The following is a 25,778-nucleotide window of genomic DNA, read 5'->3' on the forward strand; positions in this document are numbered from 1 at the left end:
TCATCCGATCACATCTTCCGTGGGCAGCGCGCGCAGGTTGTACGTATTCGCCATTGCCATGCCGTAAGCGCCCGCATCGGCCACCAGCAGCACGTCGCCTTCGTTCGTGGCCACGGGCAGCAGGCGGCTACGGCCGAGCACGTCGCCGCTTTCGCAGATCGGGCCCACCACATCGAAGGCGGCGGTGACGCCATCGTCCATCCGCGTGAGGTTGTGGATGCCGTGATAGGCCTCGTACATGGCCGGACGCACCAGGGCATTCATGCCCGCGTCGCAGCCGACGCGGCGCACGCCGTCCTTCTCCACCACCTGCGTGACTTCGAGCAGCAGTACGCCGGCTTCGGCAACGAGGTAACGGCCCGGCTCGATCACCAAGCCATAGCGCGGATACGCCGACTTGATCTCGTCCAGTCCTGCGCGCCAGGCGGCGATGTCGAAATCCTGCGCGTCGGGCGTGTACGGAATCGGCAAACCGCCGCCGATGTCGATGGTCTCGACCGTGCCGACGTTGTCGGCCAGGCCCGCCAGCTCCGCGTACACGCCGCGCCAGTGGCGCGGGTCGTCGATGCCGCTGCCCAGGTGTGCATGCAGGCCGCTGATGCGCACGCCGAGCTTGCGCGCTTCGGCGAGGAAGGCATCGAAGCGCGCGACCGGCAGGCCGAACTTCGCCGCCACGCCGCCCGTCTTCACCTTCTCGTGGTGGCCTTCGCCATGACCGAGATCGAGGCGCAGCCACAGCGTGCGGCCGCGGAACGTCTCCGGCCAGCGCTGCAAGGCTTCGACGTTGTCCAGGGTCACGGTAACGCCGCGCGCGAATGCCGCTTCGTACTCGCGCCGCGGCGCGAAACTGGGCGTGAACAGCACGCGCTGCGGCGACAGCTCCGGCAGCGTGGCGAACACATGATCGAGCTCGCCCTGCGACACGCATTCCAGGCCGAAGCCTTCGTGCACGAGCGCCTGCAGGATGGCCGGATGCGGATTCGCCTTGATCGCGTAGAAGCAGCGATCGATGGCCGGAACGGAACTCAGGTTGCGGGCGCGCTCGCGCACCGTCGCCAGGTCGTAGACATAGCGTGGCGTACCGGCATGCGCGTGGGTCAGCAGCGCCTTGCGTTCGCGCTGCCACCACTGCGGGGCCCGTTCGGCCTTGCCGTGCGCGATCTCGCGCCAGCTCGGACCGAATACGCTGGCATCCAGCACCGGCATCGCGCCGCCGCGGATCAGCTCCGCGTGCAGCTGCGGCAGCATGCCGTCGGCGTCGGCCTCGTCGATCACGAAGGTGAGGTTGAGGTCGTTGGACGACTGCGAGATCAGGTGCACGCGCTCGCGGCCGAACGTTGCCCAGATGTCGGACAACTTGTGCAGCAGCGAACGCATGCCGCGGCCCACCAGCGTGATCGCCGCGCACGGCGCGATCACTTTCACCCGGCACACTTCCGCCAGATCCGCGCTTAGCGCTTCCAGCACGTTCGAGTTGACCAGATTCTCGCTGGGATCCAGCGACACGGTGACGTTGGTTTCCGAAGAACCGATCAGGTCGATCGAGAGGCCATGGCGCTTGAAACGCTCGAACACGTCGGCGAGGAAGCCGACCTGCTGCCACATGCCGATGCTTTCCATCGACACCAGCACGATGCCGTTGCGGCGGCTGATCGCCTTGACCCCCGGTACCGTCGCGGCGGACGCGTCGATGCGCGTGCCGGGCAGATCGAAACGCTCGGTGTCGAGAATGGCCATCGGCACGCCGGCATCACGGCACGGCGCGATCGAACGCGGATGCAGCACCTTCGCGCCTGTGGTCGCGATTTCCTGCGCTTCGGCGTAGTCCAGGCGGGTAAGCAGGCGGGCGTCGGGCACGTCGCGCGGATTCGCGGTGAACATGCCGGGCACGTCGGTCCAGATTTCGACACGCTTCGCCTTGAGCAAGGCGCCGAAGTACGCGGCGGACGTATCCGAACCGCCGCGGCCGAGGATCGCCGTGCCGCCGTCGCCATGGCGCGCGATGAAGCCCTGCGTGAGCAGCATCGGCGCCGCCTGTTGCGCAAACCGCTCGACGAAACTGGCGTCACCATTGTGGCGGCAGTTCACCGACAGGCGCTGCGCCCAGGCGCTGGCATTCGGCAGCGAGACCGCATCGAGCCACTGCCGCGCATCGCACCAGCCGAAGTCGTGACCCTGCGTGCGCAGATAAGCGGTACCCAAGGTCGACGACAGCAACTCGCCCTGGGCCAGCACTTCGGCTTGCCAGTCGAGCGTGCGCGGCGTGGCGCGCGGGTCGATGCCGAGCGCCTGCAGCGTGGCCAGGCGCTCGCCCAGTACGGCATCGGTATCCAGGTCTAGTTCGACGCAGAAAGCACGATGACGCTCGACCAGCGCAGCGATGCGGCCGGCGATGTCGTTGCCATTGGCAATCGCCTGCAGCTCGTTGGTCACCCCAGAGAGCGCGGACACCACCACCAGTACGCGCGCGCCGTCCTCGGCCATGCGTTTCGAAGCGAGGCGTCCGATGGTGTCCCAACGATTGCGGCGCGATACGGAGGTTCCGCCGAACTTGAGTACAACCCAGGGAGTCGCTCCCGCTGTCACTGATGTATGTCCTTCGATGAGGTGATGAGGAAAGAAAATGTCCGCGCCGCGCCACAGGCCACTAGAATTCCGGTTGCTGACCGGGACTGCACGCGCGCACGAAGGCGCAATTCTAGTCGAAGCGGCCAGCTCCTTCCCCCCGCCGGTGCAACGAAAACCTCCAAATGAAACGTCGTTATCTGCAGCTGGACGTCTTTGCCGGCAACCCCGGCGACGGCAACCCGTTGGCCGTCGTGCTCGATGCCGAAGGCCTGGACGATGCCGCGATGCAGGCCATCGCCAAATGGACGCGCCTGCCGGAAACGACCTTCGTCTTCCCGCCGACCCAGCCGGGCGCGAGCTACCGCATCCGCATGTTCAGCCCGCGCCGCGAGGTGCCCTTCGCCGGACACCCCAGCGTCGGCACCGCTCATGCGGTACTGGAAGCCGGCCTCGCCCAGCCGGTCGACGGCCTGCTGTACCAGGAGGGCATCGCCGGCGTGCTGCCGTTGCGGGTGGTCGGCGAAGGCCGCAAGCGCACGATCGCCGTGCGCACGCCCAGGGCGCGGGTCGTGGAAACCGCCTCGGCGGAGGATCCGCGGCTGGCGCCGGCGCTGCGAGGGCTGGCGCTGGGTGAGCTCCCGCCCGTGCTGATGGACGGTGGGCGCCGCTGGTGGCTGGCGGAAATCGCCAGCGAATCCGCCCTGCGCGCCGCGACGCCGAACTGGGACGCGATCGCCGAACTGGCGCAGGCCACCGACACCATGGGCCTGTTCGTCTACGCCCGCAGCGTCGACCCCGTGTACTACTACGCGGTGCGCGCGTTCGTCGGCGCGCCCGCGCGCTTCGAGGATGCCGCCTCGGGCGCCGCCAACGCGACCCTGGCGGCCTGGCTGGCTTCGCGCGATGCGCTGCCCAGTGCCGACGGCCGCTACCGGGTCAGCCAGGGCCGCGAGGTGGGACACGACGCCATCATCGACCTGCACGTGGATGCCGATGGCGAAGTGTGGTCGGGGGGGCGGGTGTGCGATGTGGTGCAAGGCCAGATTGACTGGCCCGCCCACGACTAACTCAAAGCACCGGCACACCCAAAGCCGCGCGGGCGGCTGATAGCGGCAAACGACGACGTTTTTTCGCCTTATGACCCAACTGACCAACAAAGTAGTCTGGATCACCGGCGCCTCCAGCGGCATCGGCGAAGCCCTCGCCAGACTGGCCGCCGAGCGCGGCGCCAAGCTCGTGCTCTCCTCGCGCCGCGAAGCCGAACTCGAACGCGTGCGTCAGTCCTGCCCCCGCCCGCAGGACGTGGCCGTCCTACCGGTCGACCTGTCCGACTTCGGCGATGCCGAGGCATTGGCGACGCAAGCGGCCGCCTGCTTCGGCCCGATCGACATCCTGGTGAACAACGCGGGCATTTCGCAGCGCACCGCGATGCTGGACACCGGCATGCCCGCGTACCGCCAGCTGATGGAAATCGACGTATTCGCTCCCATCGCCCTGACCAAGGCGCTGGCGCCGGGCTGGGTCGCGCGCGGCAACGGCCACGTCGTCGTGGTGAGTTCGGTGTTCGGCACCATCGCGATGGCCCGGCGTACCGGCTACGCCGCGGCGAAACACGCGCTGCACGGCTTCTTCGACAGTGCGCGCATCGAGCTGGGCCATCGCGGGGTGAAGTTCACCCTCGCCTGCCCCGGCTTCGTGCGCACGAACGTCTCGGTGAACGCACTCGGCCCCGGCGGTCTGCCCTACGGCAAGTCGGATCACAATCGACGGCGGCATGGATCCGCGGGTGTGCGCGGAGAAGATCTGGCGCGCGGTCGAGGCCGATCGTTATGAAGTCACCATTGCCGGCATCGAGCGCGTCGCGGTGCTGATCAAGCGCTTCCTGCCGTTGCGGTTGTACACGGCATTCGCGCGACGCTTGAAGATCAATTGAGCCGAACCTGCTACGCCGAAATGAGAAGGGACCCAAAGGCCCCTTCTCTTTCCATACATCGATGAGCGATCAAGCCGCGACCGAGGCTCACTCCGCCCGCACATCCACCCGTACGCGGATGCGATCGCCCGGGTGATAGTTGGTGCGGGTGGTGTACTGATGCCCGGCGTATTCGTAGGTCACGTCGTACGCATTCACCGAGCGGTCGTTGCTGGAGTAGCCGTTGCCGACCGGGACCGGGTCGCACACGGTCACGGTGCCGACGCGGTCACGCTGGCGCTGGCTCTGTTCGTAGATCTGCCGGCCGGCCATGCCGCCGACCATGGTGCCGATCGCCGAGGTTGCGTAGCGCGCACTGCCACCGCCGACCTGGCTGCCGACCGCCGCGCCGATGAGGCCGCCGACCACCGTCGCCACCGTGGCGCCGGTCTGCGTGCCGCCGCTGCGGCGGCGGTAGTTGCCGTACTGGTCGTAGTAGCCGTCGCTGCCGTTCGCGTAGCTGCCGTTCGAGTAGCGATCGTTCTGATAGCCGTCGTTGCGGTAATAACCGTCGTTGTACCCATCGTTAGAGCCGTCGCCGCGCACGTAGGTGTCGCGCTGGTAGCAGCGCTGCGATTGCGAGGTGCGATTGTACGAGCCGTAGTCCGAGCCATAGCGCGAGTCGAACACCGGATCGACGCGGACCACGCGGGCGTAGTCGTAACGGACATTCGCATCCTGCTCGTAGCCACTCCGGTTGTAGCCATCGACGTACGGCGAGGAGCGGTAGCTCTGTGCCGAGGCTAGCCCGGTGGTGGCCGCCAGGCCCAGGGCCAGGGTGGAAACGAACAGACGCTTCATGGTCGTGACTCCGGAACGCCGATATGGCGTGCGCGGATCGTGGTTCGCAGGCGGGCAATGCAGGCTGAATCCAGCCGGCCGCGACGCCACAGGCCCTGATCGATTTACCTGGCCGACAGCCAGCTGGCGACCTGTGCCGCCAGCGCCGGCGCGCCGCGGCCCAATAGGGGACCGACGTGACTGGGCGAATCCACGCGCACGAGCTCCGCGCTCCACGCCGCGGCCAGCGCCAGCGTCAGCGCGGGCGGCACGTCTTCGTCTTCACTCGATGCGATGCACAACACCGGGCACGTCGGCGTGATCGCGTCGATGCCGGCGCGTGCTTCGTGCAGAACGCGGCCGGATTCGTCGCGCCAGTGCCGGAATGCGTACAGTGCCGTCGCGTCATCCGCATCCGGCAAGGCGCGCCGCGTCGACGCCAGCCGCGCATCGCGTCGCCATGGCACCACCTGCGGCCAGGCGCGTTCCGGCGTCGAGGAAGCCCACGGTCGTGGCGGCAACGGGTTCACCAGCACCAGCGCATCGGCTTGGTCCGCGCAGAGCATCGCCAACAGTCCGCCCAGGCTCGCCCCGACCAGCGCGCGCGGTCGCGGCAGTTGCTGCAGCGCGGCGAGCACCTGCTGCCGGTAATCGGTGAGCGTCGTGGTCGCCAATCCGGCATCCGCGGGGATTAGATCCGGCGTGGCGACCCGGATGCCCGAAGCCTCGAGCGCGCCACGCCAAAGATTCCATTCCCAGCCGCCTCCGCCCGCGCCGTGCAGCAGGAGCGCGTGCCCGATGCGTGGACGCACGCGCGGCACTCAGCCCTGCAGCGTCGCCGCGAGCGTCACCGGCACCGACAGCGCGCGCGAGATCACGCAGCCGGCCTTGGCCGCTTCGGCGATCTGCTGGAATTGTTCGGCGCTGATGCCCGGCACTTTCGCTTTCACGACGAGATTGACGCCGGTGATGGTCGGCCCCGGATCCATGCCGGGCTCCATCGTGGCTTCGGCGCGGGTCTCGATCTTGTCGGGCGTGAAGCCGGACTTGCCGAGCACGGCCGACAGCGCCATGGAGAAGCAGCCCGCATGTGCGGCTGCCAGGAGCTCCTCGGGATTGGTTCCCTTCTCGTCGCCGAAGCGGGTCTTGAACGAGTAGTTCTGGTCGGCGAACAGGCCGCTCTGCGGCGTGCTCATCTTGCCCTTGCCGGCTTGCAGGTCGCCTTCCCAGACCGCATCCGCGAAACGCTTGAAGCCCATGGCCGTGCTCCTTCGTGAGGGGCGCACAGGGTATCGCTAGCGGCGTTAGGTTTTCACACTCCCTTGCCACGCCGCCGCGAACGCCCGGCCGCCCTTGACCGGCTGCAGCGACTGCGGGAAGGTGGCTTCCCGGCTACCGCCGGTACCGCCATGACCGCCCTCGCCGAGCGACTGCTCGGAAGGCAGCGCTTCCGACGCGGACAGCCATGACGGCCCTTTCGTACCCAACCACGGGAGAAACGGCCTCATGTCCTATTCCACCCAAGACATTCGCAACGTGGCCTTGGCAGGCCACCCCGCCGCCGGCAAGACGACGCTCTTCGAAGCCCTGCTGCACGCCGGCGGCGCGATCCAGACAGCAGGCACGGTCGAACGCGGCAGCACCGTCTCCGACTTCGACCCGATCGAAAGACAACGCGGGCACTCCCTCGACGTCGGCATCGCTTCGACTGACCACGATGGCATCCACGTCAACCTGATCGACACTCCCGGTTATCCCGACTTCCGCGGCCCGGCGCTGTCCGCGCTCGCCGCCGTGGAAACCGTCGCGATAGTCGTGGACGCCGACAGCGGCGTCGAATACGGCACGCGCCGCATGATGGAGTACGCCAAGGCGCGCAACCTGTGTCGCGTACTCGTCGTCAACAAGATCGATCACGCCGATGCCGACAGCGCGCGCGTGCTGGAGCAACTGCGCGAGACCTTCGGCAACGAATGCCTGCCGCTGAATCTGCCCACCGAAGGCGGCCAGTCGGTCATCGACTGCTTCGGCAACACCAGCGGCAGCAGCGATCTGGGACCGGTCGCCGACTGGCACCAGAAGATCATCGACCAGGTGGTCGAGATCAACGAAACGGTGATGGAGCACTACCTCGACCAGGGCGAAGGCGGCTTGGGCGGACAGGAGCTGCACGATGCGTTCGAGCAATGCCTGCGCGAAGGCCATCTGGTGCCGGTGCTGTTCTGCTCCGCGCGCAGCGGCGTGGGCATCCGCGAACTGCTGGACGTGGCCGGGCAGCTGTTTCCCAATCCCGCCGAAGCCAATCCGCCACCGTTCCAGAAGCTCAACGGCCACGGCCCGGAAGCGGTCGACGCGATGCCGGATCCGTCCAGGCACGTCATCGCCGACGTCTTCAAGATCGTCAACGATCCCTTCGTCGGCAAGCTCGGCATCTTCCGCGTCTACCAGGGCACGGTGAAGAAGGATTCGCAGCTGTTCGTAGACGACGGCAAGAAGCCGTTCAAGGTCGGGCACCTGTTCAAGCTCAAGGGCAAGGACCACGTGGAGATCGAGCAGGCGGTGCCCGGCGATATCGCCGCCGTCGCCAAGGTCGACGAGCTGCATTTCGACGCGGTGCTGCACGACAGCCACGACGAGGATCAGATCCATCTGGAACCGCTGGATTTTCCCAAGCCCATGTTCGGCCTGGCGGTGGAAGCCGCGCACAAGGGCCAGGAGCAGAAGCTGTCCACGGCGCTGCACAAACTTGCGGAAGAAGATCCGTGCTTCACCGTCGAGCACGAGGCCGAAACCAACGAAACGGTGATCCGCGGCCTCTCCGACCTGCACCTGCGGGTCAACCTGGACCGGTTGAAAGACAAGCACGGCGTGGAAGTGAAATCGCGTCCGCCGCGCATCGCCTATCGCGAAACCGTGAGCGGCAAGGCCGAAGGCCATCATCGCCACAAGAAGCAGACCGGCGGTGCGGGGCAATTCGGTGAAGTCTTCCTGCGCATCGAGCCGTTGCCGCGCGGCGGCGGCTTCGAATTCGTCGACGAGGTCAAAGGCGGCACCATTCCCGGGCAATTCATGCCGGCGGTGGAGAAAGGCGTGCGCCAGGTCCTCAGCCATGGGGCCGTCGCGGGTTACCCGATGCAGGACGTCCGCGTGATCGTCTACGACGGCAAGCACCACAGTGTGGACAGCAAGGAAGTCGCCTTCGTCGCCGCGGGCAAGAAGGCCTTCCTGGATGCGATCAGCAAGGCGCGGCCGCAGGTGCTCGAACCCATCGTCGACCTCGAAGTGAACGCCCCCGAGCAGCACATGGGTGACATCAGCGGTGGCCTGGCGAGCAAGCGCGCGCGCATCAACGGCACCGATTCGGCACGCGGCAACGAGATCGTCGTGCGCGCGCAGGTGCCGCTGTCGGAACTGGAGGGCTATGCGGCCGAGCTCAAGTCGGTCACCGCGGGCCGCGGCCGCTATTCGCTGGACTTCAGCCACTACGAGCCGGTGCCGTCGCAGGTGCAGCAGAAACTGGTCGAGGCCTATAAGCCCAAGCCGGAAGAGGATTGAGCGGGGCTGGGCGCGCATCGCCGCAGACGGCGGCGATGCGGGCTTTCAGGTATCCACACCCAACACGACGCTGCCGAAATCGCTGGTCTTGCGCAGGGCGAGCTGGTAGTCATCGCCAAGCAATTCGTAGTGCCCCTCCAGCGTGCGCAGCAAGCCATCCACGCCAGGCTTCGGACATTCACCGGCCACCTTCGCGATCGCCGCTTCCGCCGCTTCGCGGCGCCAGTTGCCGCCGCGCAGTTTGATCCACGCGCGCCGCAGCTTCGACGGCTTCGGAATCTTCCCGTACTTGTGCGGGATCCACAGGTAGTCGTCGAAGATCATCACGCCGCCGACCTTCAACATCGGCCAGGTCATCACTCCATCGGCCAGCGCGCCGAACGCGGAATGCCAGCCGTCGATGTAGACGATGTCGTAAGGACCGCGCACTTGTTTGAGCATCTCGTAGCTGCGGCCCGGGTATTCGGTAATGCGCTCGCGCCACGGTGCGGTGTTGGCGCGGAAGCGCTCGTGGTAGTCGCCGAATTTTTCCGCCGGCTGGAACAGGTCGATGCAATCGATCGTGCTGCCCGGTGCGGTCAGCACGTTCTCCAGCATCCACACCGCGGATCGGCCTTCGAAGCTGCCGATCTCCAGCGCCTTCACCTCCGGCTTGCCCATGAACGGGGCGAGCCACCGCTGCCAGTTGGGGATCTGCCCTTCGAACCAGTTCGTGGAGTATTGGCAGGCGGGCCTATTCATGAAGTTCGAAATGTGGCGGGGCGCACGAGTGTAGGAGCGGGGGTGGCGTGATCGATTGCACCGTTTGCGCTTCCTGGCGCAGGCGCACATCGACCATGTGACTTGCATCGCAGACCCCAGCGCGCGACGAGCGTTTCATCGCTCCCGCAACAGGGGGTAAGACCTATGAACGCCGGAAAGCCAACCCGCTCCACCGACCGCATCGAACGACTGTCCCGAAGCATGCTCGGCGCGGCGCTGCTCGCCGCCGTCGCCTGGGCCGTGATGGGTAGCAGCATGGGCGTGTTGGCCGGGTGAGCGCCGGCGGCCGTTCGCCGGCCGCCGCTGCAACGTGGAATGTTGACGGGGGAAGTCCCGCGCCGATCCGCGCGGGCGCTGCAGCACTGCGGCGGTGGGTCCGCTGGGGGGCGTGACCCGCTGCAGTGCAAAACCGGGCGTTGCCGGCGGTTGATTCGCCGGCAACGCAGGGCCGGCGAAGCGATAATGGGCGCATGCATCTCTTCGACGCCCCCACCCTGCTTGCCTATCTCGCCGCCGCGGTGGTGCTCGTGCTGATCCCGGGCCCGGGCACGGCCTGGATCGTCGCTCAGACCGTCGCCGGCGGCACCGCCCGCGGATTGCGCGCGGGCCTCGGCCTGGAAACGGCGACCTTGATCCACGCGCTGGCGGCCGGCTTGGGCCTCTCCGCTGTACTGGCGACATCGGCGCTCGCGTTCGAATTCCTCAAGTACGCCGGCGCGGTCTATCTGGTGTGGCTCGGCATCAAGGCCTGGCGCGCGGGCGCCGAATCGCCGGTAGAACCGCAAACGGCTCCGGCAACGAATGGGCAGGAACGGGTTTATTGGCGGTCGGTGATGACCGGCGTGCTCAATCCCAAGGTGGCGTTGTTCTTCCTCGCTTTCCTGCCGCAGTTCGTGCATCCCGAGCGCGGGCTGGTGTGGCTGCAGTTCCTGGTACTGGGCGCACTGCTGTCGATGATCGGCTTCAGCAACAGCGCGATGCTGAGCGTCATGATCGGCCGCTTCGGCCGCAAGCTGCGCGGCAGTGGGCGCTTCGCGCTCTGGCGGCAGCGCGCGCTCGGCTCGTTCTTCATTGGCCTGGGGCTACGCCTGGCGCTACAGCAGCGCAATTGATGGCGATCGATTACCACGCGAGTATTGTCAGCCCACCCCATTCCGACGAGAGACCCATGATTGCTCGCCGTTACTTCCTCGCCATCGCCGGCCTCGGCGCGCTGCTGGCGCTCGCCGGTTGCTCGACCCTCAACGCCGTCACCGCGCTGTTGGGCAACCAGGTCAACTTCACTCAGCCGCAGCTGCAGCAGTCGCTGAACCGCAACTTCCCCAAGCACTACGACAAGCTCGGCGGGCTGGTGTCGATGACGTTGTTGAATCCGCGCCTGTCGATCCCGCAGGGCGACAACCGCCTGCGCCTGGACTTCGACCTCGGCGTCGGCGCGCTCGGCAGCGACAGCAGCCGGCCCAACGGCCACTTCGCGCTGACCAGCGCCGTGCGCTACGACACGACGACGCACGGCCTGCACCTGCAGGATCCGGCGATCGAAGAAGTAAATGTGCCGGCGCTGGGCGGCATGATGAACGGCTCGGCGCGCGCGCTGCTCAACAACTGGCTCGCCGGCTATGCGCGCGACGAGCCCATCTACCGCTTCGACAACAGTCTGCTCGACCGCCTGGGTTCGCGCCGCATCGGCCGCACTCAGGTCGAAGACGGCCAAGTCGTAGTGCACCTCGACCACTGACCCATACAAACTGACTAAGATCGTCCCGATGCGTATTCGCCTGATTGCATTGCTCCTGCTCCCCGCGCTGCTGATCGGCTGCGGCGACAAGGAAGCGAAACAAACCGCGGCCGACGGCAGCCCGGCCGAACAACTGCCCGCGCCGTCCGGCACGTCCGGCGGCGTGACCGGTATGCCGGCCCGTCCCGGTCCGGGCCCGGTCGGGCCGCCGGAGACGGAAGCTGCCGACGTTCCGGTGGATGAGGACGGCAATCCGCTGATGCCCGACGCGACCGCCGTCGACAGCGTGGCCGGCGAACCCACGCCCGAGGATGCCGTCACCGTCATCCGCGATTACTACGGCGCGATCAACAGCGGCGATTTCAACCGCGCCTACGGACTGTGGTCCGATGCCGGGCGCACCAGCGGGCAGTCGCCGCAGCAGTTCGCCGCCGGCTTCGCCGATACCACGGGTGTTTCGGTGGAGATGCAGGCGCCCGGCAATGTCGATGCCGCCGCCGGTTCGCGCTACATCCAGATCCCCGTGACGATCACCGCGACGCGCCGCGACGGGACGCAGCAGCGCTTCAGCGGACGCTACACCTTGCGCCGCGCCGTCGTCGACGGCGCGACGCCGGAACAGCGCCAGTGGCGGATCGCATCGGCCGACCTCAAGGAGCAGACGCAGTGATGGCGAGCTGGCGTGCACGCACTGGCCTCGCGATCGCCTGCGCGCTGTTGCTCATGGCCTGCAATCGCGAGGCGGCCCCGGTTACGACGCAGGAAGCCAAGCCTTCGCCCACATCCGCTCAAGCACCGCCGCCTGCAGCCGAGCCGCAGCCCGTTGCGGCAAAAGCCGACGAAGCGACTGCGAGCCTGGTACTCCCTGGCTCGTTCGCGCCCGACAGCACGCCCGATTCCCTGCGTCAGACCTTCGGCGCGGCGAACGTGCAGATCGGCGACGTGCCCGGTGCCGAAGGCGAAAGCTCGCGCGGCGTCATCCTCTTTCCCGACGACGCGACGCGACGCGCTTATCTGTACTTCCAGGACGCCGACAAGTTGCATGGCTTGTTGCAGGTCCGCGTCTTCGAGCCCGAGTCGCAATGGCGCATGGGTGACGGCATCAAGATCGGCACCACGCTGGCGGAACTGGCGAAGCGCAACGGCAAGCCGATCACCTTCAGCGGATTCGGCTGGGACTACGGCGGCGCCGTGCAAGACCTGCATGGCGGTGCGCTGACGGCACAACGCGAAGGTCCGGTGATCCGCAGCTGGCGCCTGGGACCGCGCGAAGCCGCCAAAGAGAACGACTACCCGACTGGCGACGCCAGCTTCCGCAGCGACGATCCGCATTACCCGAAGCAGGGCGAGGCGGTAGTGGTGAGCGAACTGTGGGTGAGCTTCCCCGGCGAAGACGACCTCTGATCGCCGCATGTCTGTCCGCGACGCTTCCATCGGCGAGGGCACGTCGGCGACTCCACGGCTGGTCCTGGACACGAACGTGTGCCTGGACCTGTTCGTCTTCGATGACGCTCGCTGCGCAGGCCTGCATCGCGCGTTGCTGGCGGCGCAGATCACGGCCGTCACCGACGAGGCCTGCCGTGAGGAATGGCGGCGGGTGCTGACCTATCCGGTGCTCAAACTGGACGAATGCATGCGCATAGCCGCGCAGACTCGCTTCGATACGCTCGTGCTCGCCCTGCCCATGGCGGGCGATGATGTTTCGGACGACCCGCCGCAAGCGCCGCGCTGCCGCGATCCGCATGACCAGAAGTTCCTGGATCTAGCCATCCGCGCGGGCGCGCGCTGGCTACTGAGCCGCGACGATCACCTGCTCTCGCTGGCCCGCCGCGCGCGGCGCGACGGACTGTTCGAAATTCTCACACCCGAAGCATGGCTGGCGGCGCACGCCGCCAGCGCTCCGCCGTAATTACAGCTCGAAGCGATACGACAGCTTGACCAGCAGCTGCTCGCTGTCGCGCAGGCTGAAGGCGTCCTGGAATTCGTCGCGGGCGCGGAAGCCGCCGCCTTCGAGTTCCTCGAAGAACGAACCGCCGCGCACGTAGGCGATGTACAGGTACGACAGCGGCGCCAGCTCGTAGCGGTAACGCACCTGGAAGCCGAGGTTGCGCAGGCCCACGTCGGGGATCGCTTCCGCCGACGGCACCGGTTCGCCGTTGGCGGCCACGCGGTAGGCCCGTTTGGCCTTTCCGTCCAGACCGATCGCTTCCAGGCGGACGCGCAGTTCCTGCTTGTCGTTGATGAGGAAGACGCTGCCGGCGTTGAGCAGGATCATGTCTTCCTCGTAGCTGCCCAGCAGATTGCCGCCGCGCCACAGCAGCCAGTCCTGGTTGTGTTCGAAGTACCAGGCGGTGAAGAAGCGCAGGCGGTCGTTGACGTGATACGTCGGCTCGAAGTCGAGCTGCAGCTGGCCCTTGCCCGGCGTGTCCAGGCCCTCGGACGTCCAGCGCGTGTTGCCGTAGAACTCCCAGTGGCCGTCGCCCTGGCGCGGGCGGTTGCGTTCGTAGAACAGGAAGTACTTCGCCGGCATGTCGACCACGCCGTTGCCGCGCAGGATCCGGTCGTCGTGGCCCGAGGTCCACGTCGCGATCTCGAAGAAATCGTTGCCGCCGTCGCGCAGCTGGCCGTTGCGGTTCATCGCGTAGGCATCGGCGATGTGCAGGCCATGGTCGTTGACGCGGCGCGAGGTCGCCCAATGCCAGTCCGCCGCGCTGTACTGCGAGGTCTCCGGCAGATTGGTGAAACGCTTGCCCAGGTCGTAGCGCGCGTAGTTGAAGTTGTTGCGCTCCAGGAAGCCGAAGTCGTTGAGCTGCAGCTTGTCGCCCAGGTGCAGCATGTACAGCTGCTGCCGCCAGCCCTCGCCCATGTCCCAGTCGATGCGCATCTGGCCGCCCATGTCGCTGCCGCTCGCGCCAGCGTCAGGCCGGCCGAAGGCATCCGTTCCCAGACCGTCCACGTCCGACCCCACCAGGGTGGTGCGGATCGACCATTGCGACGTTGGTGTCCAACGGTGATCGACTTCGTAGACGTTGGCTTCGCGCTCGAGGCAGCCGTTCGCGTCCTGGCCGTAGCAGGGCCGCTCGACGCGCGTGACCATGGCGCCGAAGCCCTGCTTCTCCAAATCGCGCGATGTACGCACCGCATAGAAATCGCGGCCCGCTTCGTCCGCCTCGGTGGCGGCGAAGACGCCGTAGTTCATCGCACCCAGGCTGCCGTTGACCTTCACCGCCGCGGTCACGTCGCCGGCGCCGCTGCCGTCGTCCGCGTTGGCGCCGATGCGGCGCGTGTAGATCAGCTTGTTGCTGGTGTTGAGCGATCCGAACGGGACGTCGAAGTAGCTCTGGTTCTCGGTGAAGAACGGCCGCTTGTCGCTGAAGAAGGTCTCGTTGGCGCTGAAGTTCACCACCAGCTGGTCGCTCTCGACCTGGCCGAAGTCAGGATTGAGCGTCGCGCTCAGCTGGAAGCGGCCGTTGGGCTTCCAGAAGATATCGGCACCGGCGTCGAAGTCGGCCTTGTGGGCGATGTTGTCGTACACGACCGACGTGTACGGCGTGATCGCCAACAGCGACTGACTGAACGCCGGCACCTCCACCTTATTGAGCGCGGTCAGGAAGCGGGTTTCCTGGAAGCTCACCGCCGGCCAGGCCGCGCGTTCGCCGGTGGCGCCGATCACGCGGTCGAGCTGAACACCCAGCGTGCGCGTGCCGTTCTCGACATCGCGCATCGGCGCGATGTGCCAGGGGATCAGCATTTCCGCCGACCAGCCGCTTTCGTCCTCGCTGGTGGCGTGGCGCCAGTCGCCGTCCCAGTCGGTGTTGAACTGGTTTTCGTTGGTGATCGTGGCGTCGATGATGCTGTTGGACAGCAACACGGTGAAGTTGTAGCCGCTACGGCCGTCGCCGTCGAAGTCGACATACAGGTTGACGCGGTCGGCCTGCGCGCCCTGGTCGCGCTGCGCGCGCTGGCGCGTGCGCGCGATGCCGGGGGCCTGCTGGTTGCGGAAGGCGATCGCCAGGCCCTTGTCGGTGGCGAGGATCCAGGCCTCGGTCGGTTGCGGCGCCGGTGCGCGCGACAAGGGCTGGGTGAGGCGGAAATCGGTGATGTGCTGGGCGCCCTGCCATTCGGCGGGATCGATGCGGCCGTCGACCTCGACCGCGGCGAAAACAGGAGGCGCGGCGAGCGCGGCCAGGATGGCGGTGGTCAGCGTTGCGCGCATGAAGGGTCCGGTGTGATTGGCTGGCGCCGCAAGCGGCGTCGCGGGCCGGACAGTTGCCCGCCTGGCCGGCAGGGTATTGCCGACTCCGGCCGTTACCGAATGGCGAAAGTCATGCCAACCAATTGCCTACTTCGCGCATCGTCCATACGAGGCGAAGTGAAGGCCGCCTTCACATCCCTTCGTAGCGCTGTCGCGCGACGGCGGCGCGCGGCCGTTTTTCACGGGACGTGCCGCAAAAAAGAAGCGCCGGGAGAACCCGGCGCCGGCAGGTGAAGGACGTGGATCAGTCCTTCTTTCCCTTGCCCTTCTTTTTCTTCTTGTCCTTTTTCTTGTTCTTCTTGGATTTGTCTTTCTTTGGCTGAAGCATGGTGCCGGTGCAGTTAGGCGATCCGCAACGGCATTCCCAGATCTTCTTCAGCTCCTTGGTGTGCTTTTCCTCGAGGCGGATGCCGTAGTTGTACGACAGTTCCTCGCCCGCGGGGATATCGCGGACCGCTTCGATGAAGACCCTGTCCTGGCGGCGGTCGTCGCCGTCGTCCTCTTCCAGCACCGCTTCGCAGTTCGGATCGCAGCTGTGGTTGATCCAGCGCGCCGAATTGCCTTCGTAGTTGGCGTCGATCACGTACTCGTCGTTGAGCGTGAACAGGAAGGTGTGGCCGGAGTCGACGTCGCCGGTATCGCCCTCGTCCACTTCCTCGTGGGTGCGGCGGCGGCCCTTGTATTCGATCAGGCGTTCGCCCTTCTTGATCGGAGCTACGGCGAACATGCCGTTGCCATGAATGGTGGAACGGCGGGTGGCGATCTTGCGGGGCATTGAAGGTCCGGCAGAAAGGGCGAAAGGCGGCGATTGTGCTTGAAAGCGAGGATGCCGTCATGGTGGACATGGCGGCGTAGAGCCACTCCCGAACCCGCTTTTTGCCATAGCTCGACTGGCCTGGCCTGAATCAGTACAATTCCAGTACGAATTCAACCCCGCCCAGCCCCCCATGCTCCGCGTCGCCAAGCTCACCGACTACGCCACCGTGGTCATGACCGTGCTCGCCGCCCACCAGGTCGGCGCGCCCGAGGCCGTGCTCAGCGCCTCGGAACTGGCTGAACGGGCCGGACTGGAGACGCCCACGGTCGCCAAGGTGCTCAAGCCGCTGGCGCAGGCCGGACTGGTCTGCGCCGCCCGCGGCGCCAACGGTGGCTACCGGCTCTCGCGACCGGCAGAGGCCATCGGCCTGATCGAGGTAGTCGAAGCGCTGGAAGGCCCGCTCGGCATGACCGAATGCAGCGTTCACAGCGGCAATTGCGGCATCGAGCAGTCCTGCGGCGTGCGCGCCAACTGGAATCGCATCAACGACGTGGTGATCGACGCCCTGCGCGGCATCACCCTCGCCCAGATGCTGGCGCCCCCGCCTCCCAAACCCATGGCCAAGCGCATCGACCTGCGCCTGGCCGCCACGTAGGGCGCCCAGCCCGCCCTCCGGACCGCATGGCCCCTCCATGCAAGCAACGAACAACTCAGTAGGCAGCCACATGGCCACCGAACTCATCGAAAACCAAGCCGTCCCCATTGGCGAAGAGTCCAATCGCGAAATCCGCGAGCAACTCGGCCGCAAGTACGAAGCCGGCTTCGTCACCGCGATCGAATCCGAATCCCTGCCCCCCGGCCTGGACGAGGACACGATCCGCGCCATCTCCGCGCGCAAGAACGAGCCCGAATGGATGACGGAATGGCGCCTCAAGGCCTACCGCCACTGGCTCACCATGACCGCGCCGCACTGGGCCAAGCTCGACATCGCGCCGATCGACTTCCAGGCGATCAGCTACTACTCCGCGCCCAAGGGCCCGAAGTACAAGTCGCTGGACGAAGTGCCGCAGGAACTGCTCGACACCTACGAGAAGCTCGGCGTGCCGCTGCATGAGCGCGCCAAGCTGGCCGGCGTCGCGGTCGACGCCGTGTTCGACTCGGTCTCGGTCGGCACCACCTTCCGCAAGGAACTGGCCGAGAAGGGCGTGATCTTCTGCTCGATGTCGGAAGCGATCCGCGAGTATCCCGAACTGGTGCGGCAGTACCTGGGCAGCGTCGTTCCTACCGGCGACAACTACTTCGCCGCGCTCAACTCCGCTGTGTTCTCCGACGGCTCGTTCGTGTTCATTCCCAAGGGCGTGCGCTGCCCGATGGAACTGAGCACCTATTTCCGCATCAATGCCAGCGAGACCGGCCAGTTCGAACGCACCCTGATCGTGTGCGAAGAGAAGGCTTACGTTTCGTACCTGGAAGGCTGCACCGCGCCACAGCGCGACGAGAACCAACTGCACGCCGCAGTGGTCGAGCTGGTCGCGATGGAAGACGCCGAGATCAAGTATTCGACCGTGCAGAACTGGTACCCCGGCGACGAGAACGGCGTCGGCGGCATCTACAACTTCGTGACCAAGCGCGGCGAATGCCGCGGCGCGCGCAGCAAGATCACCTGGACCCAGGTCGAAACCGGTTCGGCGATCACCTGGAAGTATCCGTCGTGCGTGCTGCTGGGCGACGACTCGGTGGGCGAATTCCACTCCGTCGCGCTGACGCATCACCGCCAGCAGGCCGACACCGGCACCAAGATGATCCACATCGGTAAGCGCACCAAGTCGAAGATCGTCAGCAAGGGCATCAGCGCCGGCCACGGCCAAAACTCCTACCGCGGCCTGGTTCGCGTGGAGAAGACTGCCGAAGGTGCGCGCAACCACACGCAGTGCGATTCGCTGCTGATCGGCAAGAAGTGCGGGGCGCACACCTTCCCCTACATCGAGGTGAAGCACCCCTCGGCGACGGTGGAGCACGAAGCCACCACCTCCAAGATCAGCGACGACCAGCTCTTCTACTGCCGTTCGCGCGGCATCAGTGAGGAAGACGCGGTGTCGATGATCGTGGACGGCTTCTGCAAGTCGGTGTTCAAGGAACTGCCGATGGAGTTCGCGGTGGAAGCCAAGAAGTTGCTTGAGGTCTCACTGGAAGGCGCAGTCGGATGATTTTCCTTCTCCCCGCCTCGCGGGGAGAAGGTGCCCGCAGGGCGGATGAGGGGCGAACGCAGCCACAGCGCTGAATCGCCCACAAAGACAAAACAGAGAACCAAACATGCTGAAGATCGAAAACCTCCACGTCCGCGTCGCCGGCAAGGACATCCTCAAAGGCCTCTCGCTCGAAGTGAAGCGGGGCGAAGTGCACGCGATCATGGGGCCCAACGGTGCCGGCAAGTCCACGCTCGGCAACGTGATCGCGGGTCGCGAGGGTTACGACATCGTCGAAGGCTCGGTGCAGTTCGAAGGTCGCGACCTGCTCGCGCTGGAACCGGAAGAGCGCGCCGCCGCCGGCGTGTTCCTCGCCTTCCAGTACCCGGTCGAGATCCCGGGCGTGAACAACACCTACTTCCTGCGCGCCGCGCTCAACGCCCAGCGCAAGGCGCGCGGCGAGAGCGAGCTGGATTCGATGCAGTTCCTGAAGCGGGTGCGCGAGAAGCTGGCCGTGCTGCATTTGAAGGACGACCTGCTGCAGCGCGCGGTCAACGAGGGCTTCAGCGGTGGCGAGAAGAAGCGCAACGAGATCTTCCAGCTCGCCCTGCTCGAACCGAAGCTGGCGATCCTCGACGAAACCGACAGCGGCCTGGACATCGACGCGCTGAAGAACGTCGCCGAGGGCGTCAACGCGCTGCGCTCGCCCGAACGCGCCTTCCTCGTCGTCACCCACTACCAGCGTCTGCTCGACTACATCACGCCGGACGTGGTGCACGTGCTCGCCGACGGCCGCATCGTCGAGACCGGTGGTCCCGAACTCGCGTTGCAACTGGAGGAGCACGGCTACGCTTGGGTGAAGGAGCGCGTTGCCCCCGGACGTACCGCGCCGGAACATGCCGTACCAGGAGCGGCCGCCTGACATGAGCGCCCTGCTCGACTCCTTCGCATCGGCCTTCGACACCGTGCCCAGCCGCGAGGCCGCAGGTCTGGGCGAATCGCGCCGCGATGCACTGACCGCCGCGCTGCGCGACGGCCTGCCCGGCATCCGCAGCGAACGCTGGAAGTACACGCCGCTGCGCGCTTTCGAACGCCGCACCTTCGCGCCGTCGGCATCGCTGCCGGCGGTGGTGGACGCGGCATTGCTTGCCGGCATGCCGGCGCCGCGCCTGGTCTTCGTCAACGGCCGCTTCGATCCCGCACACAGCGACACGACCGGATTGCCGAAAGGCGTGACCTTGCAGCCGCTGTCGCAGGCGCTCGCCGACGGCCACGAGCGTGAAGTCAATTTCCTCGCTCGTCGCTTCGATCGCGCGGACGAGGTCTTTGCCCGCCTCAATGCCGCGCTCGCCGACGACGGCGCGATTCTGCGCGCGGAGGAAGGCGCGGCGTCGAGCCGGCCGATCCACCTGGTTTTCGTTGGCGCTCCAGCCGAGCGCGACCTGGCCTCGCATGCGCGCCACTTCATCGAGTTGCGCGGCGATGCCGAGCTGACCGTGGTCGAGCATCACCTCGCGGCCGGCGCGAACACGCATTTCGCCAATAGCCTGGTCCACGTGCATCTGGCGGCGCGCGCACGCCTGACTCATGTACGCGTGCAGGAAGAGTCGACCGATGCCGCGCTGTTCGCGCGTACCGACGCCGTGCTGGCGCGCAGCTCGACCTATCTGCGCCTCGACCTGGAACTGGGCGGTGCGCTCTCGCGCCATGAACTCAACGTCGCATTGCTGGGCGAAGGCGCGCAAGTGATCTCCAACGGCGTACTGCTCGCCGATGGCAAGCGCCATCTCGACACGCGGCTGGGCATCGATCATGCCGCGCGCGACTCGCGCTGCGAACTGCTGTGGCGCGGCCTGGGCGCCGACCGCGGAAAGGCCGCCTTCCACGGCGGCATCACCATCCGCGAAGGCGCCGACGGCAGCGTCGCCGACCTGTCGAACAAGAACCTCCTGCTTTCGGCCGGCGCTGAAATCGATACCCAGCCCGTGCTGGAAATCCACGCCGACGAAGTCCAGGCCGCGCACGGCGCCGCCGTAGGCCAACTGGATGCGACCGCCCTGTTCTACATGCGCAGCCGCGGCATCCCCGAAGCCCAGGCGCGCGCGCTGCTGACTGCGGCGTTCTGCCGGGAAACACTCGCCGTGGTCGATGACGTTTCCCTGCGCGAAACGCTCACAACCAAACTCGATGCCGCCCTCGCTCGCATGGAGCCCGCATGAACGCCTCGCTCGCCACCGCCATCGACTGGGCTGGCGTGCGCGCCGACTTCCCGCTGCTCACGCGCGAAGTGCACGGCAAGCCGCTGGTGTATCTGGATTCCGCCAACACCGGTCAGAAGCCGGTCAGCGTGATCGAGGCGGTCGACGACTTCTACCGTTGGCACAACGCCAACGTCAGCCGTGCCGTGCACACCCTGGGCACGGAGGCGACGGACGCTTACGAGGGTGCGCGCCGCAAGCTGGCCTCGTTCTTCAACGTGCGCGCGGACGAGCTGGTGCTGTGCAGCGGCACGACCTTCGCGCTCAACCTGGTCGCGTACTCGTGGGCGCTGCCGCGCCTGCAACCGGGCGACGCGATCGTGCTCACGCGCATGGAGCACCACGCCAACATCGTGCCGTGGCAGCTGGTCGCCGAACGCACCGGCGCCAAGATCAAGGTCGCCGACATCAATGCGGCCGGCGAACTCGACCTCAATTCGCTCTACGCGCTGCTGACGCCGGAAGTGAAGATCCTGTCGCTGACGCACGTGTCCAACGTGCTCGGCACGGTCAATCCGGTCCGCGAGATCTGCCGCGAAGCACGCAAGCGCGGCATCGTCACCGCGATCGACGGTTCGCAGGCGGCGCCGCACCGCCCGGTCGACATCGCCGCGATCGGCTGCGATTTCTATGCGTTCACCGGCCACAAGATGTGCGGCCCCACCGGCACTGGCGCGCTGTGGGCGCGCCGCGAGCATCTCGTCGCGATGCCGCCTTTCATCGGCGGTGGGGAGATGATCAAGGAAGTGCGCTTCGAAGGCACGGTCTTCAACGACGCGCCGCACAAGTTCGAAGCGGGTACGCCGAACATCGCCGGCTTCATCGGGCTCGGCGCGGCGGTCGACTATCTGTCCTCGCTCGGCATGGCGCAGGTGGAAGCGCGCGAGCACGCCTTGCTGCGGCATGCGACCGAAGAGTTGGATAAGGTCGAAGGCCTGCGCATCTTCGGTCGCGCGGCCGAAAAGGCGGCCGTCATCAGCTTCCTCGTCGAGGGCGCGCACGCCCACGACCTGGCGACGCTGCTGGACCTGGAAGGCGTGGCCATCCGCTCGGGGCACCACTGCGCGCATCCGCTGATGCACCACTTCGGCGTGCCGGCGACCTGCCGGGCTTCGTTCGCGTTCTACAACACGCACGAAGAGGTCGAGGCGTTCGTGGCGGCGCTGCGCAAGGTGCGCAAGTTGCTGGCATAGGCACCCGCGGCCATTGTCGCGGGCCGGGGCCCGCCCTACGCTTAGCCGACCTCCCAGCCGCCCACCGACATGGCCGACTCCGCCGAACTGACCGCCCTGCTGCGCGAGATCCGCGACAACCAGCGCGAAGCGATGGCTCTGCAGCGCGAACACATCGCGATGTACCAGCAACAGCTGACCCGCATCGAGCGCATCAACGATCGCGCCGAGGCCATCCAAGGACGCGCCGGCAAGGCGATCCGATTCATTCTGCTGATCGCCATCCCGCTGGTCTGCGTGCTGCTGGTGCTGATGCTGATTCCCTATTTCTCCCGATTCTTCGCATGAGCCACGACACCGCACTCCAGTTCCGCAACGCCACCCCGGCCGATACCGAAGCCCTGGTCGCCCTGGTCGAATCCGCCTACCGTGGCGACGTCAGCAAACAAGGCTGGACCACGGAAGCCGACATGCTCGGCGGCCGCCGCACCGGCGCCGACGACATCCAGGCCTGCATCGTCCGGCCCGACAGCCGCATCCTGATCGCCGAGCGCGCAGCGCAGGACGGTGCCACCGAACTGCTCGCGTGCGCGCATGTAGCGGTCGAGGATGGCGCGGGCTATTTCGGCATGTTCTCGGTCCGTCCCAATCTGCAGGGCAGCGGCATCGGCAAGGCGATGCTCGCCGAAGCCGAGCGCGTGGCGCGCGAGGATTGGAAGCTGCCGGCCATGCGCATGACCGTCATCGACATCCGCGACGAGCTCATCGCCTTCTACGAGCGCCGCGGCTACCGCCGTACCGGCATCAAGAAGCCCTTCCCTTACGGCGACGAACGCTTCGGCATGCCCAAGCGCGACGACCTGCGCTTCGAAGTGCTCGAAAAGACCCTCTGATTCGGCCGTCAACGAAGGAACACGCAATGGGTGATTGGGTATTCGTCTGCGCCGCGTCGCAACTGCTTCCCGGCGAGACGGCCGTCGCCTGGGACGGTGACACGCCCATCCTGGTGCTGAACTACGACGGCGACTATTACGCGATGGAAGACAAGTGCTCGCACGAGGACTTCGAGCTATCCGCGGGTCACTTCGACGGCGACGAAGCCACCATCGAATGCGCATTGCATGGCGCCAAGTTCGACGTGCGCGACGGGCGTCCGCTGTGCGCGCCGGCCTATGCGCCGGTGGTGAAGTTTCCGGTCAAGGTCGACGAAACCGGCGTCTGGACGCGCGACGATCGCAGCTGATCCATCGTTTCCCGGGTGAAATCGGTTTGCGGCAATAGCCCGCTGCTGTTCAGCTGCTTGTAAATGCGAATCGCTCTCATTAACATGCGGGCCTGAAGCGGCAATGAAGCCGCGTATTTCTTCAGGAAGTCATGCCCCGTCACCGCCTCCCCGCCGTGAGCCCGCTCACGGCCGCCCTGTCGTTCGCCCTCAGCTTCAATGCCCTGGCCGAAGGTCCGGCAGACGCCGCATCTTCGCGCTCCGCGCGCGACCTCGATCAGGTCGAAGTCCAGGGCCAGCGCGTCACCACGTCGAGCTCGGTCAAATACACCGAGGCGCTGATCGACACGCCGCAGACGATCACGGTGGTTACCCAGCAGGTAATGGCGGAGCAGAACCTGCTCTCGCTGCGCGACGTGCTCACCACGCTGCCGGGCATCACCTTCGGTGCCGGCGAAGGCGGCGGCGGGTACGGCGACAGCATCACCCTGCGCGGCTTCAACGCGAGCACGGACATAACCACCGACGGCGTGCGCGACAGCGCCCAGTACAGCCGCACCGACACCTTCAACGTGGAGTCGGTCGAACTGATCAACGGCGCGAACTCGGTGTACTCGGGTGCGGGCTCCGTCGGCGGCAACATCAATCTGGTGAGCAAGCACGCGCGCAGCGGCGACTTCACCCTGCTGCAGGGCAGCGCCGGCACCGACAACTATGGTCGTATTTCCGTGGACACCAACCACGAGCTCGACAACGGCACCGCCGTCCGCCTCAATGCGATGGTCCATCGCAACGACGTGCCGGGCCGCGACGTGGAGGAATACGAACGTTGGGGCATCGCGCCGTCGATCGTGTTCGGCCTGGGCACCGATACACGTTTCAGCCTGAGCTACCTCCACCAGCACGACGACAACACGCCGCAATACGGCGTGCCGTATTTCAGCGCCTTCGGCGGCCCGCTGCCGGGTGCGGACCGCTCGCACTATTACGGCTACAGCAATCTCGACAAGCAGGAAATCGACGTCGACATGCTGACCGGCGTGTTCGAAAAGGACATCGGCGAAACCTCCACCTTGCGCAGCCTGGCCCGCTTCCAGCAGGTCGACCAGCTCAGCGTCGTCGATGCACCGCAAGGCACGTGGTGTCTGGCCAATGGCGTGAATCCGGCCAACGGCCAGGCTTGCGCGGCACCAAACACCTTCGTCCCCAGCGGCGGTCCGCGCGGGCACCAGCGCGACACCCGCAACGCGATCGCGATCAGCCAGACCGACTTCACCACCCACTTCAATACCGGCGCGGTGGAACATGCGCTGGTCGGTGGCGTCTCCTTCTCGCACGAAACCTTCGACCTGACGTCGATGAGTCTGCTTCGCAATCCGGACGGCACCGTGTTCACGCTGCCGACGACGTCGATCAGCCATCCGAACCACGTGCATACCGGCCAGATCAACCCGACGCTGATCGGCCGCACCGAAGGCACGCTGGACAACCAGGCCGCCTACCTCTTCGACACGCTGGAGTTCGGCGAGCGCTGGATGCTCAATCTCGGCGCCCGCTTCGAGCACAACGAAGGTGACAGCGTGGTGTGGAATATCAAGACCTACACCGCGCCCACGGCCGCCAATCCGCGCCCGGACAACACCAACATCGGCAAGGTGCTGTCCATTCCGCCTGCGGCGCGCAACAGCGACGATTTGTTCTCGTATCGCGCCGGCGTGGTGTTCAAGCCGACGGCGCACGGCTCGGTCTATCTGTCCTACGCGAACAGCAAGACGCCATCGAAGGCCTCCGTCAACGGCTCGTGCACCGCGAGCAGCACCACGGGCACCGCGAACTGCAACGTCGACCCGGAGACCGCCGTCAACATCGAACTCGGCACCAAGTGGGACATTCTCGACAGCAAGCTGTCGTTGAGCGCGGCGGTGTTCCGCAACGACCGCCAGAACTATCGCGTGTCGGATCCGAACAACCCCGACAATCCCTTGGGCGAGCAGCAGCTCGACGGCGAAGCGCGCGTCGACGGCATCAGCCTGAGCGCCGCGGGCCACCTCACCCATGCGTGGTCGCTGTTCGCCAACATGACCTGGCTGGATAGCGAAGTGCTGCAGGGCGTCTCGGACTTCTGCAAGGCGCACCCGAGCACCGCCTGCAACAACACCGCCGCCAACCCGGATCCGTTCGAAGGCCGTGCCATCAGCGGCACGCCGGAGCGTTCGGGCAGCGTGTGGTCGACCTACGAGCTGGAGCGCTGGACCTTCGGTTACGGCGTGACCTACCAGAGCGGCTACGACTGGTACAACACCTCCGGCGCGAATGCCGGCTGGATCAAGGGCTACACCACGCACCGCGCGATGGTCGGCTACCAGGTCAGCGACAGCCTGAGTCTGCAGCTCAACGCCAACAACCTGTTCGACAAGGAGTACTACACCCGCGTGCGCAACAACGGCTGGGCGACGCCCGGCGACGCGCGCTCGGTAGTGCTGACCGCCGCTTACAGGTTCTAATTCGGCACCCACCACCGCAAGCCCGTTCCGACGGGCTTGTGCACGAAGG

General features: G+C 66.4%; 26 protein-coding genes and 1 pseudogene. 19 read left to right on the forward strand and 8 right to left on the reverse strand.

What is annotated here, in order from left to right; genetic code table 11:
• Entirely contained in the window at positions 1-2,586 is a 2,586-nt protein-coding gene (locus tag ACYVJ8_RS15705) for a bifunctional aspartate kinase/diaminopimelate decarboxylase (RefSeq protein ID WP_460714105.1), read from the reverse strand.
• Between the two features lie 164 nt (positions 2,587-2,750).
• On the opposite strand from ACYVJ8_RS15705, the gene ACYVJ8_RS15710 reads away from it, so the two are divergent.
• The 3 genes from ACYVJ8_RS15710 (at position 2,751) to ACYVJ8_RS15720 (ending at position 4,501) form a co-directional block, all read left to right on the forward strand.
• The gene (locus tag ACYVJ8_RS15710) at positions 2,751-3,635 is read left to right on the forward strand and encodes a PhzF family phenazine biosynthesis protein (protein WP_460714107.1); all 885 of its coding nucleotides are present in this window, start codon (positions 2,751-2,753) and stop codon (positions 3,633-3,635) included.
• Positions 3,636-3,705: 70 nt separating this feature from the next.
• Positions 3,706-4,401, forward strand: a complete 696-nt coding sequence (locus tag ACYVJ8_RS15715; RefSeq protein ID WP_460714109.1) for an SDR family NAD(P)-dependent oxidoreductase — start codon at positions 3,706-3,708, stop codon at positions 4,399-4,401.
• Positions 4,343-4,501 (forward strand): hypothetical protein, encoded by a 159-nt coding sequence (locus tag ACYVJ8_RS15720; RefSeq protein ID WP_460714111.1) that lies wholly within the window; start codon positions 4,343-4,345, stop codon positions 4,499-4,501. Before ACYVJ8_RS15715 ends, ACYVJ8_RS15720 begins: the two co-directional genes overlap by 59 nt.
• 87 nt (positions 4,502-4,588) lie before the next feature.
• Here ACYVJ8_RS15720 and ACYVJ8_RS15725 read toward each other — a convergent pair whose 3' ends face one another.
• The 4 genes from ACYVJ8_RS15725 to ACYVJ8_RS15740 all read right to left on the reverse strand — a co-directional run bounded on the left by ACYVJ8_RS15725 (position 4,589) and on the right by ACYVJ8_RS15740 (position 6,828).
• Entirely contained in the window at positions 4,589-5,341 is a 753-nt protein-coding gene (locus tag ACYVJ8_RS15725) for a glycine zipper 2TM domain-containing protein (protein WP_460714113.1), read from the reverse strand.
• 104 nt (positions 5,342-5,445) lie between these two features.
• Positions 5,446-6,132: an alpha/beta fold hydrolase gene (locus tag ACYVJ8_RS15730; protein WP_460714115.1), complete on the reverse strand. Its 687-nt coding sequence runs from the start codon at positions 6,130-6,132 to the stop codon at positions 5,446-5,448.
• 9 nt (positions 6,133-6,141) lie between these two features.
• A complete protein-coding gene (locus ACYVJ8_RS15735) occupies positions 6,142-6,579 on the reverse strand; it encodes an OsmC family protein (RefSeq protein ID WP_460714117.1) in 438 nt (145 codons plus the stop codon).
• A gap of 45 nt (positions 6,580-6,624) precedes the next feature.
• A complete protein-coding gene (locus tag ACYVJ8_RS15740; protein WP_460714119.1) occupies positions 6,625-6,828 on the reverse strand; it encodes a hypothetical protein in 204 nt (67 codons plus the stop codon).
• On the opposite strand from ACYVJ8_RS15740, the gene fusA reads away from it, so the two are divergent.
• Positions 6,827-8,875: an elongation factor G gene (gene fusA / locus ACYVJ8_RS15745; protein ID WP_460714121.1), complete on the forward strand. Its 2,049-nt coding sequence runs from the start codon at positions 6,827-6,829 to the stop codon at positions 8,873-8,875. The genes ACYVJ8_RS15740 and fusA overlap by 2 nt on opposite strands.
• Before the next feature lie 45 nt (positions 8,876-8,920).
• On the opposite strand, the gene ACYVJ8_RS15750 is transcribed toward fusA, so the two are convergent.
• Entirely contained in the window at positions 8,921-9,616 is a 696-nt protein-coding gene (locus ACYVJ8_RS15750) for a class I SAM-dependent methyltransferase (RefSeq protein WP_460714123.1), read from the reverse strand.
• A 165-nt stretch (positions 9,617-9,781) separates the two neighbouring features.
• Here ACYVJ8_RS15750 and ACYVJ8_RS15755 point away from each other — a divergent pair, with 165 nt between their 5' ends.
• The 6 genes from ACYVJ8_RS15755 (at position 9,782) to ACYVJ8_RS15780 (ending at position 13,284) form a co-directional block, all read left to right on the forward strand.
• Complete coding sequence (locus tag ACYVJ8_RS15755; protein ID WP_460714125.1) at positions 9,782-9,913, forward strand: hypothetical protein; 132 nt, start codon at positions 9,782-9,784, stop codon at positions 9,911-9,913.
• 194 nt (positions 9,914-10,107) lie between these two features.
• Positions 10,108-10,749, forward strand: a complete 642-nt coding sequence (locus ACYVJ8_RS15760; protein ID WP_460714127.1) for a LysE family translocator — start codon at positions 10,108-10,110, stop codon at positions 10,747-10,749.
• 56 nt (positions 10,750-10,805) lie between these two features.
• Entirely contained in the window at positions 10,806-11,375 is a 570-nt protein-coding gene (locus ACYVJ8_RS15765; RefSeq protein WP_460714129.1) for a DUF1439 domain-containing protein, read from the forward strand.
• A gap of 28 nt (positions 11,376-11,403) precedes the next feature.
• Positions 11,404-12,045 carry a hypothetical protein gene (locus tag ACYVJ8_RS15770; protein ID WP_460714131.1) on the forward strand — a complete coding sequence of 214 codons (642 nt, stop codon included), beginning with the start codon at positions 11,404-11,406 and terminating at the stop codon, positions 12,043-12,045.
• Positions 12,045-12,779, forward strand: a complete 735-nt coding sequence (locus tag ACYVJ8_RS15775; RefSeq protein ID WP_460714133.1) for a hypothetical protein — start codon at positions 12,045-12,047, stop codon at positions 12,777-12,779. The genes ACYVJ8_RS15770 and ACYVJ8_RS15775 overlap by 1 nt, the downstream gene beginning before the upstream one ends.
• A 7-nt stretch (positions 12,780-12,786) precedes the next feature.
• Positions 12,787-13,284, forward strand: a complete 498-nt coding sequence (locus ACYVJ8_RS15780; protein ID WP_460714135.1) for a putative toxin-antitoxin system toxin component, PIN family — start codon at positions 12,787-12,789, stop codon at positions 13,282-13,284.
• On the opposite strand, the gene ACYVJ8_RS15785 is transcribed toward ACYVJ8_RS15780, so the two are convergent.
• Entirely contained in the window at positions 13,285-15,591 is a 2,307-nt protein-coding gene (locus tag ACYVJ8_RS15785) for a DUF5916 domain-containing protein (RefSeq protein WP_460714137.1), read from the reverse strand.
• Positions 15,592-15,940: 349 nt separating this feature from the next.
• A pseudogene (locus ACYVJ8_RS15790) lies at positions 15,941-16,405 on the reverse strand (SET domain-containing protein); the annotation flags it as partial.
• A 172-nt stretch (positions 16,406-16,577) separates the two neighbouring features.
• On the opposite strand from ACYVJ8_RS15790, the gene ACYVJ8_RS15795 reads away from it, so the two are divergent.
• The 9 genes from ACYVJ8_RS15795 to ACYVJ8_RS15835 all read left to right on the forward strand — a co-directional run bounded on the left by ACYVJ8_RS15795 (position 16,578) and on the right by ACYVJ8_RS15835 (position 25,729).
• The gene (locus ACYVJ8_RS15795) at positions 16,578-17,042 is read left to right on the forward strand and encodes an SUF system Fe-S cluster assembly regulator (RefSeq protein WP_460714139.1); all 465 of its coding nucleotides are present in this window, start codon (positions 16,578-16,580) and stop codon (positions 17,040-17,042) included.
• 70 nt (positions 17,043-17,112) lie between these two features.
• Positions 17,113-18,594: a Fe-S cluster assembly protein SufB gene (gene sufB / locus ACYVJ8_RS15800; protein ID WP_460714141.1), complete on the forward strand. Its 1,482-nt coding sequence runs from the start codon at positions 17,113-17,115 to the stop codon at positions 18,592-18,594.
• Positions 18,595-18,700: 106 nt separating this feature from the next.
• On the forward strand, positions 18,701-19,495 hold the full coding sequence (gene sufC / locus ACYVJ8_RS15805) for a Fe-S cluster assembly ATPase SufC (protein ID WP_460714143.1): 795 nt from the start codon (positions 18,701-18,703) through the stop codon (positions 19,493-19,495).
• 1 nt (position 19,496) lies between these two features.
• On the forward strand, positions 19,497-20,792 hold the full coding sequence (sufD, locus tag ACYVJ8_RS15810; RefSeq protein WP_460714145.1) for a Fe-S cluster assembly protein SufD: 1,296 nt from the start codon (positions 19,497-19,499) through the stop codon (positions 20,790-20,792).
• On the forward strand, positions 20,789-22,024 hold the full coding sequence (locus ACYVJ8_RS15815) for a cysteine desulfurase (protein WP_460714147.1): 1,236 nt from the start codon (positions 20,789-20,791) through the stop codon (positions 22,022-22,024). The genes sufD and ACYVJ8_RS15815 overlap by 4 nt, the downstream gene beginning before the upstream one ends.
• Before the next feature lie 69 nt (positions 22,025-22,093).
• A complete protein-coding gene (locus ACYVJ8_RS15820; RefSeq protein WP_460714149.1) occupies positions 22,094-22,351 on the forward strand; it encodes a hypothetical protein in 258 nt (85 codons plus the stop codon).
• Complete coding sequence (locus ACYVJ8_RS15825; protein ID WP_460714151.1) at positions 22,348-22,896, forward strand: GNAT family N-acetyltransferase; 549 nt, start codon at positions 22,348-22,350, stop codon at positions 22,894-22,896. The genes ACYVJ8_RS15820 and ACYVJ8_RS15825 overlap by 4 nt, the downstream gene beginning before the upstream one ends.
• 26 nt (positions 22,897-22,922) lie before the next feature.
• On the forward strand, positions 22,923-23,246 hold the full coding sequence (locus ACYVJ8_RS15830) for a non-heme iron oxygenase ferredoxin subunit (protein ID WP_460714153.1): 324 nt from the start codon (positions 22,923-22,925) through the stop codon (positions 23,244-23,246).
• Positions 23,247-23,377: 131 nt separating this feature from the next.
• Positions 23,378-25,729 carry a TonB-dependent receptor gene (locus ACYVJ8_RS15835; protein WP_460714155.1) on the forward strand — a complete coding sequence of 784 codons (2,352 nt, stop codon included), beginning with the start codon at positions 23,378-23,380 and terminating at the stop codon, positions 25,727-25,729.
• Positions 25,730-25,778 lie beyond the last annotated feature (49 nt).

The sequence above is a fragment of the Lysobacter terrae genome, from assembly GCF_054782215.1.